The sequence below is a fragment of the Pseudomonas sp. B21-010 genome, assembly GCF_024749325.1.
GTDB lineage: Bacteria > Pseudomonadota > Gammaproteobacteria > Pseudomonadales > Pseudomonadaceae > Aquipseudomonas > Aquipseudomonas kilonensis.
Genome location: NZ_CP087198.1, coordinates 5,648,208 through 5,665,055, shown reverse-complemented (window position 1 = coordinate 5,665,055; position 16,848 = coordinate 5,648,208). Strand labels below are relative to the sequence as shown.

At 58.8% G+C, this 16,848-nt stretch carries 15 protein-coding genes; 4 read left to right on the top strand and 11 right to left on the bottom strand.

The annotated features are described in order from the left end of the window. Positions 1-319: 319 nt before the first annotated feature. The 4 genes from LOY50_RS25275 to LOY50_RS25260 all read left to right on the top strand — a co-directional run bounded on the left by LOY50_RS25275 (position 320) and on the right by LOY50_RS25260 (position 5,855). The gene (locus LOY50_RS25275) at positions 320-1,378 is read left to right on the top strand and encodes a homoserine dehydrogenase (RefSeq protein ID WP_258689472.1); all 1,059 of its coding nucleotides are present in this window, start codon (positions 320-322) and stop codon (positions 1,376-1,378) included. Then, positions 1,375-2,787, top strand: a complete 1,413-nt coding sequence (locus LOY50_RS25270; RefSeq protein WP_258689471.1) for an aldehyde dehydrogenase family protein — start codon at positions 1,375-1,377, stop codon at positions 2,785-2,787. Before LOY50_RS25275 ends, LOY50_RS25270 begins: the two co-directional genes overlap by 4 nt. A gap of 691 nt (positions 2,788-3,478) precedes the next feature. Continuing rightward, complete coding sequence (locus LOY50_RS25265) at positions 3,479-4,753, top strand: glycoside hydrolase family 68 protein (protein ID WP_258636281.1); 1,275 nt, start codon at positions 3,479-3,481, stop codon at positions 4,751-4,753. 742 nt (positions 4,754-5,495) lie between these two features. Then, positions 5,496-5,855: a DUF6124 family protein gene (locus LOY50_RS25260; RefSeq protein WP_223472012.1), complete on the top strand. Its 360-nt coding sequence runs from the start codon at positions 5,496-5,498 to the stop codon at positions 5,853-5,855. Positions 5,856-6,051: 196 nt separating this feature from the next. On the opposite strand, the gene LOY50_RS25255 is transcribed toward LOY50_RS25260, so the two are convergent. From LOY50_RS25255 to eat, 11 genes are all read right to left on the bottom strand, one after another. Continuing rightward, entirely contained in the window at positions 6,052-7,020 is a 969-nt protein-coding gene (locus LOY50_RS25255) for a hypothetical protein (RefSeq protein ID WP_258689470.1), read from the bottom strand. A 143-nt stretch (positions 7,021-7,163) separates the two neighbouring features. Further along, a complete protein-coding gene (locus tag LOY50_RS25250; protein WP_258689469.1) occupies positions 7,164-7,934 on the bottom strand; it encodes an HNH endonuclease in 771 nt (256 codons plus the stop codon). A gap of 579 nt (positions 7,935-8,513) precedes the next feature. Continuing rightward, positions 8,514-9,245: a helix-turn-helix transcriptional regulator gene (locus LOY50_RS25245; RefSeq protein WP_258689468.1), complete on the bottom strand. Its 732-nt coding sequence runs from the start codon at positions 9,243-9,245 to the stop codon at positions 8,514-8,516. Between the two features lie 195 nt (positions 9,246-9,440). Next, positions 9,441-9,968, bottom strand: coding sequence for an inorganic diphosphatase (gene ppa / locus LOY50_RS25240; RefSeq protein ID WP_018611265.1), 528 nt, complete (start codon positions 9,966-9,968; stop codon positions 9,441-9,443). A 111-nt stretch (positions 9,969-10,079) separates the two neighbouring features. Then, the gene (locus LOY50_RS25235) at positions 10,080-10,892 is read right to left on the bottom strand and encodes a zinc-dependent peptidase (protein WP_024619870.1); all 813 of its coding nucleotides are present in this window, start codon (positions 10,890-10,892) and stop codon (positions 10,080-10,082) included. 5 nt (positions 10,893-10,897) lie between these two features. After that, complete coding sequence (locus LOY50_RS25230) at positions 10,898-11,554, bottom strand: DedA family protein (protein ID WP_253469699.1); 657 nt, start codon at positions 11,552-11,554, stop codon at positions 10,898-10,900. Positions 11,555-12,073: 519 nt separating this feature from the next. Continuing rightward, positions 12,074-12,262 carry a nucleoid-structuring protein H-NS gene (locus tag LOY50_RS25225; protein WP_258691290.1) on the bottom strand — a complete coding sequence of 63 codons (189 nt, stop codon included), beginning with the start codon at positions 12,260-12,262 and terminating at the stop codon, positions 12,074-12,076. 123 nt (positions 12,263-12,385) lie between these two features. Further along, positions 12,386-12,847, bottom strand: coding sequence for an N-acetyltransferase (locus LOY50_RS25220; RefSeq protein WP_253469696.1), 462 nt, complete (start codon positions 12,845-12,847; stop codon positions 12,386-12,388). 107 nt (positions 12,848-12,954) lie between these two features. Then, positions 12,955-13,779, bottom strand: a complete 825-nt coding sequence (gene eutC, locus LOY50_RS25215) for an ethanolamine ammonia-lyase subunit EutC (protein WP_258689466.1) — start codon at positions 13,777-13,779, stop codon at positions 12,955-12,957. Between the two features lie 11 nt (positions 13,780-13,790). After that, entirely contained in the window at positions 13,791-15,185 is a 1,395-nt protein-coding gene (locus LOY50_RS25210) for an ethanolamine ammonia-lyase subunit EutB (RefSeq protein ID WP_003205921.1), read from the bottom strand. Between the two features lie 291 nt (positions 15,186-15,476). Beyond that, on the bottom strand, positions 15,477-16,847 hold the full coding sequence (gene eat, locus LOY50_RS25205; RefSeq protein ID WP_253469690.1) for an ethanolamine permease: 1,371 nt from the start codon (positions 16,845-16,847) through the stop codon (positions 15,477-15,479). Position 16,848 lies beyond the last annotated feature (1 nt).

The following is a 16,848-nucleotide window of genomic DNA, read 5'->3' as shown; positions in this document are numbered from 1 at the left end:
AGAACCGGCGGAGGTGCATGCCCTGACACCAATAGCCCAAACACTGAAAAAAACCTGTGGGAGCGAGCTTGCTCGCGATAGCGGTACACCAGTCGACATCAATGTTGCCTGAGCTGGCCCCATCGCGAGCAAGCTCGCTCCCACAAAGGGTTGTGTCTGGCCAAACGATTCCTGTTGTTTTTTTTCATGCCTGACGCTTTGCCCACCCCCTGGTCAAAACGCCCAAGAAATAGAGCAAATTGGCATATTTCACTGCCAACCCCGCCCCCCTAACCTAGATCCCAACAACCTCATCACCCGGATCAAGGACATAACAAAAATGACTGAATACAAACTGGCGCTGGTCGGCTTCGGCGGTGTGAACCGGGCATTGGCTCAACTGATTGCCGAGCGCAACCAGCAGTGGAAAACCGAACTCGGCTTCACCCTGAAAATCGTCGGCGTGACCGACCTGTTCCTCGGTTCGGTGATGGACCGCCACGGCCTCGACGCCGCCTCATTGGCCAAACTGCCCACCACCAAGGGCGCCATGGCCCAGCTCCCCGGCGGCACCCTCGATGCCCTCAATGAAGCGGTGATCAAAGACTGCGGCGCCGACATCATCGCCGAAGCCACCTTCACCAACCCGGTGGACGGCGAGCCCGCCACCTCGTTCTGCCGCTGGGCCCTGGAGCGCGGCAAACACGTGGTCACCACCAACAAAGGCCCCATCGCCCTGCACGGCGCCGAGCTCAAAGCCCTGGCCCAACGCAACAACGTCGCCTTCGAATACGAAGGCTCAGTGATGAGCGGCACCCCGGTCATTCGCCTCGCCAAAGAGTCCCTGGCCGGCAGCTCGATCACCGGTTTCGAAGGCATCCTCAACGGCACCTCCAACTTCGTCCTCACCTGCATGGAAGGCGGCCTCGGGTTCGCCGAAGCCGTCAGCCAGGCCCAAGCCCTGGGCTACGCCGAAGCCGACCCAACGGCAGACGTCGAAGGCCATGACGTGCGCCTCAAAGTGGTGATCCTCGCCAACGAACTGCTGGACGCCAAACTCACCGTCAACGACGTCACCTGCAACGGCATCGCCTCCCTCACCCTCGACGACATCGAAAAAGCCCGCCACGACGGCGCCCGCTGGAAACTCATCGGCGCCGCCACCCGCCAGGCCGACGGCTCCATCAGCGCCAGCGTCGAGCCGCGCCTGCTGAGCAACGACCATCCACTGGCGAGCATCAGCGGCGCCACCAACGCTGTGTCGTTCACCAGCGAACTGCTCGGCGCCGTCACTGTCTCCGGTCCGGGCGCAGGCCGCACCGAAACCGCCTTCGCACTGCTGTCGGACATCATTCACATCCACCAATCGGCAACCCTCAAACAGGAGCACAACCTGTGAACGTATCGCGCCTGGCCCTGGCGGTCGTCGAACCGCACATCGAAGTCCTCAACCCGTTTGACGGCAGCATCGTCGGCACCGTCGCCGACGTGTGCGCCTCAGAAGTCCCACACCTGCTCGAAACCGGACGCAACGGCGCAAAAGCCTGCGCGGCACTCCCACGTCATCGCCGCGCCAGCATCCTCGAACAAGCCGCACTGAACATCGAACGCGACGCCAAAGCCTTCGCCCGACTGATCGTCGACGAAGCCGGCAAGACCCTCAAACAGGCCGAAAAAGAAGTCAAACGCTGCGTCAACACCCTCAAACTCTCCGCCGAAGAAGCCAAACGCAACGCCGGCGAAATCGTGCCGTTCGATGCCTACGAAGGCGCCGAATCGCGCCAGGGCTGGTTCACCCGCGAACCTTTGGGGCTGATCGTCGCCATCACCCCCTACAACGACCCGCTGAACCTGGTCGCCCACAAACTCGGCCCGGCCATCGCCGGCGGCAACGCGGTGATCCTCAAACCGTCCGAGCTGGCGCCGTTGTCGGCGCTCAAACTGGTCTCGTACCTGGTCGCGGCGGGCCTGCCTGAAACGGTGGTCACCGTCGCCACCGGCGGCGCCGAACTCGGCAAAGCCCTGGTCGCCGCCCGCGACGTGCGAATGATCTCCTTCACCGGCGGCTTCGTCACCGGCGAACAAATCGCCCGCACCGCCGGCCTGAAAAAACTCGCCATGGACCTCGGCGGCAACGCCCCCGTCATCGTCATGGGCGATTGCAACCTCGACGCCGCCGTCGACAGCTGCGTCTCCGGCGCCTTCTGGGCCGCCGGGCAAAACTGCATCGGCACCCAACGCCTGCTCATCCACGCACCGATCTATGCCGCCTTCCGCGAACGCTTCGTCAACCAGGCCCAAGCCCTCGTCGTCGGCAACCCACTGCTCGCCAACACCGACATCGGCCCGATGATCACCCAACAAGCCGCGCAAAACGCCGAACAGGTCGTCAACGAAGCCCTGCAACAAGGCGCCACCTTACTCTGCGGCCACCGCCGCCAAGGCACCTGCTACGCCGCCACCGTCCTGGAAAACGTCGATCATTCCAGCCGCCTCTGGCGCAACGAAGCCTTCGCCCCGGTGGTGGTGTTGCAGCCGTTCGACACGTTTGATGAAGCCATCGCTTTGGCTAACGAACCTGAATACGCGCTTCACGCCGGGATCTTCACCAACGATCTCAACACCGCGATGAGCGCTGCCCGGCGGATCGAGGCGGGGGGCGTGATGATCAATGACTCGTCGGATTTTCGGTTTGATGCGATGCCGTTCGGCGGTTCCAAGTACGGCAGTTTGGGCAGGGAAGGGGTGCGCTTCGCGTACGAGGAAATGACCCAGCCGAAGGTGGTTTGTTTGAATACGTTGGGGTGAGGGGCGAGTCAGTCCGAAGGAGTCGCTTTACCTTTCATGTTGCTAAAACGCCATTTTGACGACACGTTCTCTTCTCATGTCGCCGGCAGCGACATGAGAAGAGAACGTGTCGCAGAAATCAAAAAACAGCGACACGTTGTGGCAGCCCTCTGTGGAAGCGGGCTTGTTCACGAAAAGGCCAGTAAACCCAACCCCGCAACCAAGTCAAACCCCTGTGGGAGCAAGGCTTGCCCGCGATGGCGGCACACCAGTCAACATCACTACCGCTGACTCTCCACCTCACGAATAGCTCAAGACGACCCGATTCCTTTCATATCGCCGACGGCGACAAATCAAAGCTTTTTGTTCGGCTCCCCACCTTGCATTGGCCTTTGCGCAAAACCCGCAGCCTCAGTTAACCAATCCCCCTATGCACTGCTTCCACCCATTGCCCAGTTACGCACGCCTTCCACCGAGCTGCGTTCAAAGCACCGACCGTGCAGCCAACGTCGTCAATCTCCCCATGAACTAACTTCTGCAAACGTTCACAGCTGAAACGTATCAGCCCCAACAAAAACTCAAATTATGCACAAATGCATTTTTATGCTTGACCCACATGCATAACCCCCTATAAGGTGGTTTCACTGTATGCGCATACAGTATTTCTAGAGCGTCATTTATTTGAATCCATTCATGGACGAGGTATTACCTTATGAAAACCACCACTGAAAAATTCGGTGTAACCCCCCATCAACCCAGCCTCTGGACCCGCGCCGACGCGTTGAAAGTCCGGGCAGATGACCCCACCACCACCCAGCCGCTGGTCAGCGCGGATTTCCCGGTACTGAACAACGACGTGTTCATCTGGGACACCATGCCCCTGCGCGATTTGGACGGTAACGTGACGTCTGTCGATGGCTGGTCGGTGATCTTCACCCTGACGGCCGATCGTCATCCAAACGACCCGCAGTACCTCGACGAGGACGGCAACTACGACATCCTCCGCGATTGGAACGATCGCCACGGTCGGGCAAAGATGTACTACTGGTTTTCTCGCACCGGCAAGAACTGGGAATTCGGTGGCCGCGTGATGGCCGAAGGCGTTTCGCCGACCGCTCGCGAATGGGCCGGCACGCCGATCCTGTTGAACGACCGAGGTGAAGTGGATCTGTATTACACCGCCGTCACCCCAGGCGCGACCATCGTCAAGGTGCGTGGCCGGGTAGTAACCACTGAACACGGTGTCAGCATGGTCGGCTTCGAGAAGGTCAAGCCGCTGTTCGAGGCTGACGGCAAGATGTATCAGACCGAAGCACAAAACGCGTTCTGGGGTTTCCGCGACCCATGGCCTTTCCGCGACCCGAAAGATGGCAAGCTGTACATGCTGTTCGAGGGCAACGTGGCCGGTGAGCGCGGCTCGCACAAAGTAGGCGAGGCAGAAATCGGCGACGTGCCGCCGGGTTATGAAGATGTCGGCAACTCGCGCTTCCAGACCGCCTGTGTCGGCATCGCCGTGGCCCGCGACGCGGACGGTGATGACTGGGAAATGTTGCCGCCACTGCTGACCGCCGTCGGGGTCAACGACCAGACCGAGCGCCCGCACTTCGTGTTCCAGGATGGCAAGTACTACCTGTTCACGATCAGCCATACCTTCACCTATGCCGACGGTGTGACCGGGCCAGACGGGGTGTACGGTTTCGTCGCGGACTCGCTGTTCGGCCCTTACGTGCCGCTGAACGGTTCCGGCCTGGTGCTGGGCAACCCGTCCTCGCAGCCATTCCAGACCTACTCGCACTATGTAATGCCAAACGGCCTGGTGACCTCCTTCATCGACAGCGTACCGACCGACGAAACCGGCACGCAGATTCGTGTCGGTGGCACCGAGGCTCCAACGGTGGGCATGAAAATAAAAGGGCTGCAGACGTTCGTGGTGGCCGAGTACGACTACGGTTACATCCCGCCGATGCTCGACGTCACCCTCAAGTAACAGCAACACCGGGGTTTCAGACAGCGGTTTTGCGGTCGATGACAAAACCGTTGTGGATATGATCGAGATATCCCGCCTGATTCATTGCGACGTCGCTCGCAAGCCCCATTGAACAACGAGTCGTCACCCTCTTCGCGACTGGCTGCAAGGATGCAGCCGGTCGCGAATGCATTTCCGCACTGCGCACTTGGAACGATGAGTTCTCTTAAGCAGTGCAGCAGACCGCCGTACACTTCCCCAACCGCAGCGTCGCTCCTTGCTAAATGACGCTGACGCATCGCATTTACGAGCAAATCCGCTCCGCCATTCCTATGTTTGAAATGCCTGACGCAAGCGCCTCTGTGGGAGCGAGCCTGCTCGCGATGGCGGTGTATAAACAACATTCCGGCCCGCTGTTTATCGTGGCTCCACGAGAGCAGCCACGACCGACATTGCCTTGCGCCATTGCCTACAACTACGCCAGAATCCGCCGGCTTGTGCGCTTTGGGTCCCCTCGGTAGTTTGAATCCGTCACTGCTCATCAGTGATCGGGTTTCGCAGCCCGGACTCTATAGGCGCACAACGTCACCTTCGAAAGCAGATTACCCATGTCTGTGATTTCGTCAGAGGTGGCTGTGCGTGGGAGACCCCTTGGGTCTGCCGGTCCCTAGAGTCCCGGTCTGCGAACCCGCGTACAGCTGCCACCCAATACTTCGTTTCGCAGCGAATGGTGGTAGCTCCAACAGACTCTAGGAGCTTTACCATGGCTAAAATCACACCGAATCCGCCAGCTACAGATGAACATGTGTCCCGCGCTCAGTCTGCTCGTAACAAGAAGCTTGATGATGCCGCTAACCGGGCTTTGGATTACTACCTGAAGCCTACGCCGAAGAAAGAAACGTCTGACAACCCCAACAGCATCTTCCGTATCGCACCTGATGTTGATTCGGAATGCCTGCTTGCCAGTCTCAGTGAAAACCTGGCTGCGGCCAATGCCATGATCAATGATCTGGCGTTTGACCTTGAGGGTTCGCGGCGGCGCGTTGCGATGGGGATTTTGCAGGTGATTGAGGTGAGTGAACTGTTGGCGAATCGGGCTTTGGATATTATTGAGGTGAGGTAGGACGGGCCATTGGTTGCCCTTCTGACGTAAAAAGGTCTTGCTTGGCAAGACCTTTTTTGTGTCTTCGAAGTCCTCGAAGCGATGAGCTCTAATTTGTGCAAGAGGTACTTGCACAATTGTCTTTGTTGAGTGCCACAGCACTCTGCGAAGGAATGTCGATGGCTGTCCCGCTTTCAGCACATTATCTTGGTTTTCCTTAGAAGTAGCTGTCCTGCTTCAATCGTTTCAGAGCGGCGTCCTTTAAAGCCTTCTTCGACTGTATCTCACAAGGTAGCGTTTCAAAGGTGTAGCCTCTTTTCTCAGGGGTTGCCACGACTACACGATTTTCGCTGATTAGCGCAGCTCGTGCCTCCTCTGGTCTGCCTGGAATTGCGCAATCTCGGGGGTGAAGGTGAAATGAAGCAAAAACGATGACTTCTTGTAGATAGTCATCGGCGTCCCTAAGAATGTATTCCCACGAATTCCAAGCAATAACTACCGTATAGACGGATCCAACGAATACCGCGAAAAGCATTCGTGTGCGACGGTGATGGCCGAGTCCTGGTCTGTAGAGTTTCCATTGCTGTACCGTTAAATAATTTTTTTTGATCGTACCAATGAAAGTTGGAGTGGTTAAGGCGATAGCAATGGAAGTGATGACGACTGTCAAGCTGACAATAAATGTCGTAATTAATGCCCAAAGAGAAACCAAAATAAGCATAGACAAGGACTTCTGCGCAACTGGAAGCTGAGCTGCATCGACCCTTGTGAGGTTAATAATGAACGAGTCGGCGTATGCGCTAGCGACAAGCCCCAATCCTACTGTAGCTAGAGCTGTGAGGATGGTCATCCACCATGCATGTATTTTGAATTTTTCTACAAGCTTAAAGTGCCTAATAGAAAGCACCGATGAGCTAAAGCAGATAACAATAAAAAGAACTTGAGCGACGTCTTTTCTGATCGAACCTCCTGCTATATGCCAGAATACGAGCATGTGGAGGGCGGCAACCGAGCTCAGGGTGATAGCCGCCCAATATTCTTGAGGGCCCCACCATCTTATATTGTAGTTGAGTTTCCAGGGGAAATGCTTTGAATGCGTTCTAATGAACATTGGTTGGTCGGTAAACCGGTCGATTGCTGCAAGGATAAGCGCGATGAGTAGATAGGTAGCTAGGTACGGAAGCATTGATCTGAAAGTCCTTTTCCAAAAAAGGAAGGCTTTATCTCATAGACGTTGCTCGATTCCTAGTTCCGCAGGTAGGGGGGAATTGTTGACCGTTAAATATGAAAAAAGCTTTTCACTGATTTACCTCCGTGAGTCGGCCCAGTTCAGGATTTGTTTTTGGCTGCTTGGTAGCGGTCCTTGACCTCGGCGACACTCAGCCACTTACGGCGTGAATGCACCACACGATGACAATTGGCACATAACAGTGCGAGGTCCGCGAGCTTGGTTTTATCGCCAGGTTGGAGCGTATGCAGTGGCTTAGTGTGGTGCACATCGATAACACCTTCGATGTCCGGGCCATATGTTTTGCTGAAGTTGAAATCACAGGCTTCGCACTGGAGAACACCATGCTTCTTTAGGGCTTCGTCCTTCTTTCGTTTTACGAGTTTTTTGTCCCTTTCCCGTACACGGTGCACGCGAGTTAGCACTTTTCCTTCCTCTGCTTCGAAGAAGCCCGGTTCTTCCTCCGCACTTAGATCCATCGGCGTAGTAGAAGAAGTGGTTCCGACGTTTGCCTTGATGGCTGCTACGACTTCGGCCAGACGCTCGGGATTATTAGCAAACTCCAGCCATACCAATTCCTCGTCCTTATTTCCTTTTGCAAGACCTGTGCGACCAGTGTTGGTATAGCTCGGATCCCAACGACGGAAATTGTTGAGCTTCATGCAGACACCATTGGTGTTACGAAAACTCTGGTTTTTGCTCACACCTGTAGCGGTGCCAATGAGATTGAGGCTCTGTGATAGGGCTCGGACTTCCGGATGATTCACTCCGGGTAAACCATTGCGGTGAAGAAGATACAGGTTCAGGGCTAGGACGAGTTCGTCACGGCTCCAGGGCGGGTTGGATTGATTGCTGTTAGGTGAAGAGGACATGGCGGGGGCTATCCGTAGGGTTCCCGTTTCGCTGTAGGACGCAGCGCAATATGTCGTCAGAATATTCTCTTCTGGTGGCGTTTGGGAATCATACGGTGTTCGATGACCTTTGCTGTCGAGCACGGGATACTTACGAGCGACGTTGTTTGGTCATCAGGCGGGATTTTGGATGGGGGGTGAAAAAGCTCAGACATTAAAAAGCCGGCTTATGGCCGGCTTCTCGTTGACTGATTCAGCTCGTTTTTGACAAACCTTACCAGCCTTCAAAACGTACATCCGGCTCTTGCGGCCGGCTGTGGGACTTGGTCAGAAAGTGATCTGCCTTGTCAGTGCGAGGCGTGGGCTCGCAAATGTGGGGCGGAGGATACGCGGGTTTGCTTCGGAAGCCCAGGGGTAAGTGGTGTGGAATCATTGGGTTATCGGTGATTCAGATAGAAAAGCAGGGGGCTGCTGCGCAGCCCAGCGGGAGCAAGCTCCCTCGCCACAAAAGCTCTCTGCCACAAGCTCTCTGCTACAAAGCTTCCTGTCACAAAGGCTCCTCAGCGCAAGGAGCTTTGGCTGTCTGCCCGTTCGAGTGGGTTAGTCGAACACCGGCGGTCTCTGTTTGTTGAGGGTTGACCACCAGAACACCCAGCCGATCACGTGGATGTGTTGCGCGTCGATTTGTTCGGCGCTGAAGACCTCGTCGGGATACGCAGCGCTGTTGTGGCTGCGCAGGCGCAGTCGGTTGCCGGGGATGCGGTGCAGGTATTTGATGCGCAGCATCCCGTCGTGCTCAAGCGCGTAGATTTGGCCGTCGACGATTTGGGTCAGGCCGCGGTCGATGGCGAGGGTGGAGCCGTCGGCGATGCGTTCGGCCATGCTGTCGCCGACCATGGTGATGCAGATGGCGTCGCTGGGGTCGATTTCCAGGGATTCGAGGTGGCTGCGGGGCAGGCGGATGGATTGGTCGGGGATTTCGGTGATGTGGGTTTTGGTTTCGCCGGGGGCGATGGGGACTTCCTTGTAGAAAGGCAGTTCGATGTCCGTGGGTTCCACCACGCTGTAGACGCCATCGTTTTCGGCCGCCTCATAGGTGGTGCCGGGGCCCAGGCCCAATGGGGTTTGCGGGCCTTCGCCGTGGGCGAGCCATTGCGGGCTGACGGTCAGCAGGCTGGCGATGCTGTGGATGCGCCCGGGTGGGATGCCACGGTTGAACCAGTTGTTCACGTGTTGGGATTTCACGCCGTATAACTTCGCGAAGTCGGCGGATCGGATGTTCGCTTCTCTTAGAAGGGCTCTGAAGCGGTCGCCACTGGAAAGTATTTTCATAAACGGAAAGTTTAGAGGCGACTGTGTTTTCGGCAATAAACAAGTCGTTCAAATATATAAGACGATCTTTCCGTTTGCGGGATCTGAAAGGTGCGGGCTAAACGTGCTTAAACGGTGTTAATACAGTTTCGTATTAGGAAGCATTGAGGCATAAAAAAACCCCGGGGCAAACCGGGGTTCTTTTTAAAGTTTGCTTCAGCCTTTGTAGGCGGCAGCCGACTTGATGATCGCTTCGCGGGCGGCGTCTGCACCGGCCCAGCCTTCGATCTTGACCCACTTGCCTTTTTCGAGATCTTTGTAGTTCGCGAAGAAGTGCTCGATCTGCTGGATCAGCAGCGGTGGCAGGTCGGTGTATTCCTTCACGTCGACGTACAGTTGCGACAGTTTGTCGTGTGGCACTGCGATGACTTTGGCATCGCCGCCGCCGTCGTCGGTCATGTTCAGGATGCCGACTGGACGGGCGCGGATGACCGAGCCTGGGGCCACTGGGTAAGGGGTCACGACCAGCACGTCGAGGGGGTCGCCGTCGTCGGCCAGAGTGTTGGGGATGTAACCGTAGTTGGCCGGGTAGAACATGGGGGTGGCCATGAAACGGTCAACGAACAGGCAGTCGCTGTCTTTGTCGATTTCGTATTTGATCGGGGCGTGGTTGGCCGGGATTTCGATCGCGACGTAGATGTCGTTCGGCAGGTCTTTGCCAGCCGGAATCTTGCTGTAGCTCATTGGGCGGTGCCCCCGTTAGTTGACCAAATGACTGGTCGGATTGACCAAAAAGTGGCGGCGATTATAGGCATATTCAGCCGCTGTTGCCACGTTACCAGGGTCGTAGAGACCTTAGTATGACGCCTGATAGACCGGATCTTCGGCCTGAAGTTGCCGCAACCGGGCCAATGGATCCTGGCGGTAGAACGCCTTGAGCTGTTCGTAGACCTTTGGATAGGCCTGGTGCAGCAGGTCTGGGGCGCTGAAGAAGTATTCGCTGGTGACGGCAAAGAACTCCGCCGGGTTCTCGGCGGCGTAGGGGTCGATGAGGGTTTCTGCGTCGGGGTTGTGGTCGAGTTGGCGGTCGAGGTCGTCGAAGGCTTGTTGCATGGCGTCGGCCCAGTCGCTGACGCGCATGTCGGCGTGCAGCGGTGGCAGGCCGTTGGCGTCGCCGTTGAGCATGTCGAGTTTGTGCGCCAGTTCGTGGATCACCAGGTTGTAGCCGTCCCAGCCGCCGCTGGCCATCACGCCGTCCCAGGCCAGGATGATCGGGCCTTGGGGCCAGGCTTCGCCGCTGTGTTCGCCGTCCCATTCGTGCTCGATGCCGCTGGCGTCGCGGTAGCGCTGGGGGCTGAGGAAGTCGTCGGGGTAGAGGACGATTTCGTGGAAGCCCTGGTACCAGTTCAGTTCGCCCAGGTGCATCAGCGGCAATTGGGCCTGGGCGGCGAGCAGCAGGCGTTGTTCCTGGTGCAGTTCGACGCCGGGCAGGGCGCTGAGGTGTTTGTCGTGCAGGAACAGTACGCAGGCTTCCCGCAGCCATTGGTCCTCGGCGGCGCTGATGCCGTCGAGGAAGCTCAATTGTTGACGCACGCGCTGCCAGGTGTCCTCGGCCACAGGGTGTTTGGCGAGGGTGCGTCGACGGCGCCAGTTGCTCAGGGACCACATAACGATCAGCGCGGTTGGGCTTTCGAAGCGCGCTGGCTCAGTTTGCTGCGCACCAGGCTGATGATCATCGGCAGCAGCGACACCAGGATGATGCCGACGACCAGCAGCGACAGGTTCTGCTTGATGAACGGTACGTTGCCGAAGAAGTAGCCGAGGGTCACCAGGCCGCCGACCCAGAGGACGGTGCCCAGGACGCTGAAGCCGAAGAAGCGCAGGTAATTCATCTTGCCGACGCCGGCGACGAAGGGCGCGAAGGTGCGGATGATCGGCAGGAAGCGCGCCAGGGTCACGGTTTTGCCGCCGTGTTTGTCGTAGAAATCGTGGGTTTGCTGCAGGTAGTCGCGGCGGAAGATTTTCGAGTCGGGGTTGCTGAACAGTTTTTCGCCAGCGGTGCGGCCGATGAGGTAGTTGGTGCTGTCGCCGAGGATGGCCGCGAGCATCAGCAGGCCGGCCAGCAACAGTGGGTCCATGGCACCACCGGCGGCTACGGCGCCAGCGATGAACAGCAGGGAATCGCCGGGCAGGAAGGGTGTGACCACCAGGCCGGTTTCACAGAAGATCACCAGGAACAGGATGGCGTAGACCCACGTCCCGTAGTTGGTCACCAGCATGTCGAGGTAGACGTCGAGATGCAGAATGAGGTCGAGGGGATTGAAATCCATGCAAAGCACCTGTGGTGGCGGCCCGACTCGGCAGGCTTGTGGGTCTGGCTTTGAGTATGGCTACAGAGTGTGTAGCTTTTTCTTACAAGCCGGGAAGAGCGGCATTATACGGCGAGGATTGTGAAGCGCGTGTTGAGTTTGTAGCGGGGGATTTCGGTGGATTTGTGGGCGGTGGAGCTCTTTGTGGGGGGGGGCTTGCTTGCGATGGCGGTGGGGCAGTCAGTATTGATGTTGCCTGGTGGATCGCTATCGCGAGCAAGCTTTGCTCCCACAGGGGGTTGTGGTGAGCATTAGTTTTTTGTGCATGCCTCAAAACCAGTGTGGGAGCGAGCTTGCTCGCGATGGCGGCGGGTCAGTCAGTATTGATGTTGCCTGGTGGATCGCTATCGCGAGCAAGCTCGCTCCCACAATGGGATCGGGTACGACTGGGAGAGCCAGGCCGGCTGTCAGGCTGCCTCGCGAGCAAGCTTTGCTCCCACAGATTTGACGGGGGTACGACTGGGAGAGCCAGGTCGGCCGTTAGGCCGCCTCGCGGTGGACGTTGATCTCGGGCGCCCCGTTAACCACGCTGGCCGAACGCAGGCATTGTGGAGTGGGCATCCCGGCATGGATGCCGGGATAGCCGCGCTGGGCCATGGATGGCCCTTCGCGGCGGGCCCACGGAGCAATGCCGGAGTGAGGGCATGCCGAGCCTAAGCGAGGCACCAAGTGGTGGGGCAGGAGCGTTTTGCTTACTTTTGCGCTTCTCAAAAGTGAGCCGCCGTCAGGGCGGAACCCTAAGCCGCCGTTACCGCAGCAATGGATATGTCCCCGATCATTGCTCTGAACGACTCAGATCCCGTCGCTGATCGGCAACACGTAGTTCTTGAACTCGGTGTCTTCCTTGAACCCAATCGATTCGTAGGTCTTCTGCGCCACTTCGTTGTTGCTGCTGGTGGAGACGCGCATGCGTACGGCGTTGGTTTCCTTGGCCATTTTTTTCGCGGTGCGAATCAGGTTGTCGGCCACCAGTTGGCGGCGGGCGTCTTCGGCGACGTAGATGTCGTTGAGGATCCACACGCGCTTGAGGGACAGGGATGAGTAGCTCGGGTAGAGCTGGCAGAAGCCCAGCAACCGGTGGTTATCGTCATCGGCCAGGGCCAGGTAGATCACCGACTCCTTGCGGCGCAGGCGTTTTTCGAGGAAAGCTCGGGACGAATCCGGGTAGGGCAGGGAGCCGTAGAATTCCCGGTATTTGACGAACAATGGGGTCAGCAGGTCCAGGTGTTCCAGGGTCGCTTGGATAATCCGCATGGTAGGTCTCGTCTGCAAAGGTCGACAGATATTCAGACAACAATGTCGCGCTGCCGTGCTTTTGATGCTGCCTGAAAGCGGATCAAAAACGCAATCGGATAAACGGATCAGTTTCGGGGCGGCGCCAGTAGGAAGTTACCTTTCATATCGGCAGCGTTTTCCGAATCCAGAGTGTGAACCTGGGCTTCGTCCTTCAGATTGACCCCCGAGAGCTGGCGGCGACAGGCTTCGCGCATCAGGTAAATCAGGCGATGGGCCGCCATGCCGTAGCTCAAACCTTCGAGGCGGACATTGGAGATGCAGTTGCGATAGGCATCGGTCAGGCCGACCTTGGGGGCGTAGGTGAAATACAGCCCCAGGCTGTCGGGGGAGCTGAGGCCGGGGCGTTCGCCGATCAGGATCACTGACATTTTCGCGCCGAGCCGCTGTGCCACTTCATCGGCCACGGCAACGCGGCCTTGCTCCACTAAAACTATTGGCGACACAGACCAACCGTCAGCAGCGATCTGCTCTTCCAGCCGCGCCAGGAACGGCAAGGTATGGCGATGCACCGCCAGCGCCGACAGACCGTCAGCCACGACGATGGCCAGGTCCACGCCGCCAGGGTGGGCCGCCGCGTAATCCTGCAGGACCTGCGCTGAGGCGTCGTCGAGCCGTCGGCCCAGGTCGGGACGCTGTAGATAACTGTGTCGGTCGGTCGCCGCGCTGTGGAGCAACAGGCTCTCACGGCCGCGTTCGCTCAGTTGGGCGCGAATGCCCTGGTGATCGAACGCCAGGTGCACGGCATCGCGGGCCTGGGCGTGGGCGTATTGAAAGTCCAATTGCGCCTGGGTCGGCAGGCTGGTGCCGGTGCGGCCCAGGGCGATGCGCGCTGGTGTGAGGGTGCGCAGGTTCAGCCAAGGGTTTTGTGGCTCGACAGGTTTTTTATCCATGGGCAGTTTTCTCATCCCAAATGCGCGAGGGCGTGACGGAACGCCGGTGGCAGGTTGTCGCCGAACCGCACCCGGCCATCGGCCTGGGTGAAGATGCCCATGTTCGCCAGCCACGTTTCGAATTCCGGCGCCGGCTTCAGGCCCAGGGTCTGGCGGGCGTAGAGGGCGTCGTGGAACGAGGTGGTCTGGTAGTTGAGCATGATGTCGTCGGAGCCGGGGATGCCCATGATGAAGTTGATTCCGGCCACGCCCAGCAGGGTCAACAGGGTGTCCATGTCGTCCTGGTCGGCTTCGGCGTGGTTGGTGTAGCAGATGTCGCAGCCCATCGGCACGCCCAAAAGCTTGCCGCAGAAGTGGTCTTCGAGGCCGGCGCGGATGATTTGTTTGCCGTTGTACAGGTATTCCGGGCCGATGAATCCTACAACCGTGTTCACCAGGAACGGGTTGAAATGTCGCGCCACGGCGTAGGCCCGGGTCTCGCAGGTCTGTTGATCGACACCGTGGTGGGCGTTGGCTGACAGCGCGCTGCCCTGGCCGGTTTCGAAATACATCAGGTTGTTGCCCAAGGTGCCGCGATTCAGGCTGAGCCCGGCGTCGTAGCCTTCTTTCAAGACGCTCAGGCTGATGCCGAAACTGGCGTTGGCCGCTTCGGTGCCGGCGATGGACTGGAACACCAGGTCCAGGGGCACGCCGCGGTTCGCCGCTTCGATGGAGGTGGTGACGTGGGTCAGCACGCAGCCCTGGGTGGGGATGTCGTAGCGCTGGATGATGGCGTCGAGCATTTCCAGCATCGCGCAGATCGAGGCGGTGCTGTCGGTGGCCGGGTTGATGCCGATCATGGCGTCGCCGTTGCCGTAGAGCAGGCCGTCGAGGATGCTCGCGGCGATGCCTGCGGGTTCGTCGGTGGGGTGGTTGGGTTGCAGGCGGGTGGACAGGCGCCCGCGCAGGCCGAGGGTGCCGCGGAATTTGGTGACCACGCGGATTTTCTGCGCCACCAGCACCAGGTCCTGCACGCGCATGATTTTCGACACGGCGGCGACCATTTCCGGCGTCAGGCCCGGGGCCAGCGCCCGCAGGCTCTGTTCATCGGCGGCGTCGCTGAGCAGCCAATCGCGAAAGCCACCGACGGTGAGGTGGCTGACGGTGGCGAAAGCTTGTTTATCGTGAGTGTCGACGATCAGCCGGGTGACTTCGTCGACCTCGTAAGGAATCAGCATTTCTTGCAGGAAATGGCTGAGGGGCAGGTCGGCCAGGGCCATTTGCGCGGCCACGCGCTCGCCATCGTTGAGCGCCGCGACCTCGGCCAAAAAATCCCCGGAACGCGCCGGGCTGGCCTTGGCCATCAGGTCTTTGAGGCTGTCGAAGCGGTAGGTCTGGGCGCCGACGGAATGGGCGAATGCGGCCATGGGGCGGTGTCCTCCTGGTTCTCTAAATGACTCAAATACACCGTAGATCCAATCCTGTGGAAGAACCCAGTGAGAGAGCCCAGTGGGAGAGCCTTGTGGGAGCAAAGCTTGCTCGCGATAGCGGAGTGTCAGAAACATATTTTTTACTGATACACCGCTATCGCGAGCAAGCTTTGCTCCCACAGAGTCCTTCCCACAGAGTCCTTCCCAAGAGTTTTCCCACACAGGAAGGGAACTGCGTGCACTTCTATATGGCAGGCACCAGGCCCTCGGCCCGGTGCCGGTGCAACTTCAGATACCTGTGAGCATAGCGTCCGCCGGTGCATCGGAGCGTTGCTTGGCGGTCAGTTGGAAATACAGGTAGCCAACAATCATGAAGCCAAGGAACACCAGCCCGATCACGGTGTTGAACCAGGCCATCGCAATCAGGCACACCACCGCCAGGAACAGCGCAATCCCCGGCACGATCGGGTAGCCCGGGGCGCGGAAGGTGCGTTCCAGGTTTGGTTCGGTCTTACGCAGCCTGAACAGGCTGAGCATGCTGATGATGTACATGACGATGGCGCCGAACACCGACATGGTGATCATCGCCGCCGTCAGCGTCATGCCTTGCAGGTTGACCAGGCCATCGCTGTAGATCGCCGCGATGCCGATCACGCCGCCGGCCAGGATCGCCCGGTGCGGGGTCTGGAAGCGCGACAGTTTCGCCAGGCCACGGGGCAGGTAGCCGGCCCGGGCCAGGGCGAAGAACTGCCGCGAGTATCCGAGGATGATCCCGTGGAAACTCGCCACCAGGCCGAACAGGCCGATCCACACCAGCATGTGCATCCACGTTGAGTTGTTGCCGACCACAGCCTTCATGGCTTGGGGCAGCGGGTCGTTGATGTTCGACAGGGTGCGCCAGTCACCCACGCCGCCGGCCATGATCATCACGCCGATGGCCAGGAACACCAGGGTCAGGATGCCGCTGACGTAAGCGCGGGGAATCGTGCGTTTCGGGTCCTTGGCTTCTTCGGCGGCCATGGCCGCGCCTTCGATGGCGAGGAAGAACCAGATCGCGAAGGGGATCGCCGCGAAAATGCCCGGGATCGAGGCGAGGGTGAACTCATTGGAGCCCGACCAGCCGTTGAGCACGAAGTTACTGAAGCTGAAGCCCGGCGCGACCACGCCCATGAACACCAGCAACTCGGCGACCGCCAGCACGGTGACCACCAGCTCGAACGCCGCGGCGATGCTGACGCCGAGGATGTTCAGGGTCATGAACACGATGTACGCGCCGACCGCCGCCAGCTTGGGGTCCAGCTCGGGAAATTGCACGTTGAGGTAGGCGCCGATCGCCATGGCGATGGCCGGGGGCGCAAAGACGAATTCGATCAGGGTGGCGATCCCGGCGATCAACCCGCCTTTCTCGCCGAAGGCCCGTCGGCTGTAGGCAAAAGGCCCGCCAGCGTGAGGAATTGCGGTAGTCAGTTCGGTGAAACTGAAGATGAAGCAGGTGTACATCAACGCCACCATGAGGGCAGTGACGAGAAACCCGAGGGTCCCTGCGGTGCCCCAGCCGTAGCTCCAGCCGAAGTATTCACCGGAAATCACCAGGCCGACGGCAATGCCCCATAAATGCAGGGTGCCGAGTGTGGGTTTGAGTTGAGTGGTAGAAGTCATA

Excerpts from the sequence above, each read along its gene's own strand:
- LOY50_RS25250 (WP_258689469.1), bottom strand. The coding sequence starts at position 7,934 with ATGTCCTCTTCACCTAACAGCAATCAATCCAACCCGCCCTGGAGCCGT.
- LOY50_RS25245 (WP_258689468.1), bottom strand. The coding sequence starts at position 9,245 with ATGAAAATACTTTCCAGTGGCGACCGCTTCAGAGCCCTTCTAAGAGAA.
- LOY50_RS25210 (WP_003205921.1), bottom strand. The coding sequence starts at position 15,185 with ATGGCCGCATTCGCCCATTCCGTCGGCGCCCAGACCTACCGCTTCGAC.
- eat (WP_253469690.1), bottom strand. The coding sequence starts at position 16,847 with ATGACTTCTACCACTCAACTCAAACCCACACTCGGCACCCTGCATTTA.
- LOY50_RS25235 (WP_024619870.1), bottom strand. The coding sequence starts at position 10,892 with ATGTGGTCCCTGAGCAACTGGCGCCGTCGACGCACCCTCGCCAAACAC.
- eutC (WP_258689466.1), bottom strand. The coding sequence starts at position 13,779 with ATGGATAAAAAACCTGTCGAGCCACAAAACCCTTGGCTGAACCTGCGC.
- LOY50_RS25275 (WP_258689472.1), top strand. The coding sequence starts at position 320 with ATGACTGAATACAAACTGGCGCTGGTCGGCTTCGGCGGTGTGAACCGG.
- LOY50_RS25260 (WP_223472012.1), top strand. The coding sequence starts at position 5,496 with ATGGCTAAAATCACACCGAATCCGCCAGCTACAGATGAACATGTGTCC.
- LOY50_RS25265 (WP_258636281.1), top strand. The coding sequence starts at position 3,479 with ATGAAAACCACCACTGAAAAATTCGGTGTAACCCCCCATCAACCCAGC.
- LOY50_RS25255 (WP_258689470.1), bottom strand. The coding sequence starts at position 7,020 with ATGCTTCCGTACCTAGCTACCTATCTACTCATCGCGCTTATCCTTGCA.
- LOY50_RS25220 (WP_253469696.1), bottom strand. The coding sequence starts at position 12,847 with ATGCGGATTATCCAAGCGACCCTGGAACACCTGGACCTGCTGACCCCA.
- ppa (WP_018611265.1), bottom strand. The coding sequence starts at position 9,968 with ATGAGCTACAGCAAGATTCCGGCTGGCAAAGACCTGCCGAACGACATC.
- LOY50_RS25230 (WP_253469699.1), bottom strand. The coding sequence starts at position 11,554 with ATGGATTTCAATCCCCTCGACCTCATTCTGCATCTCGACGTCTACCTC.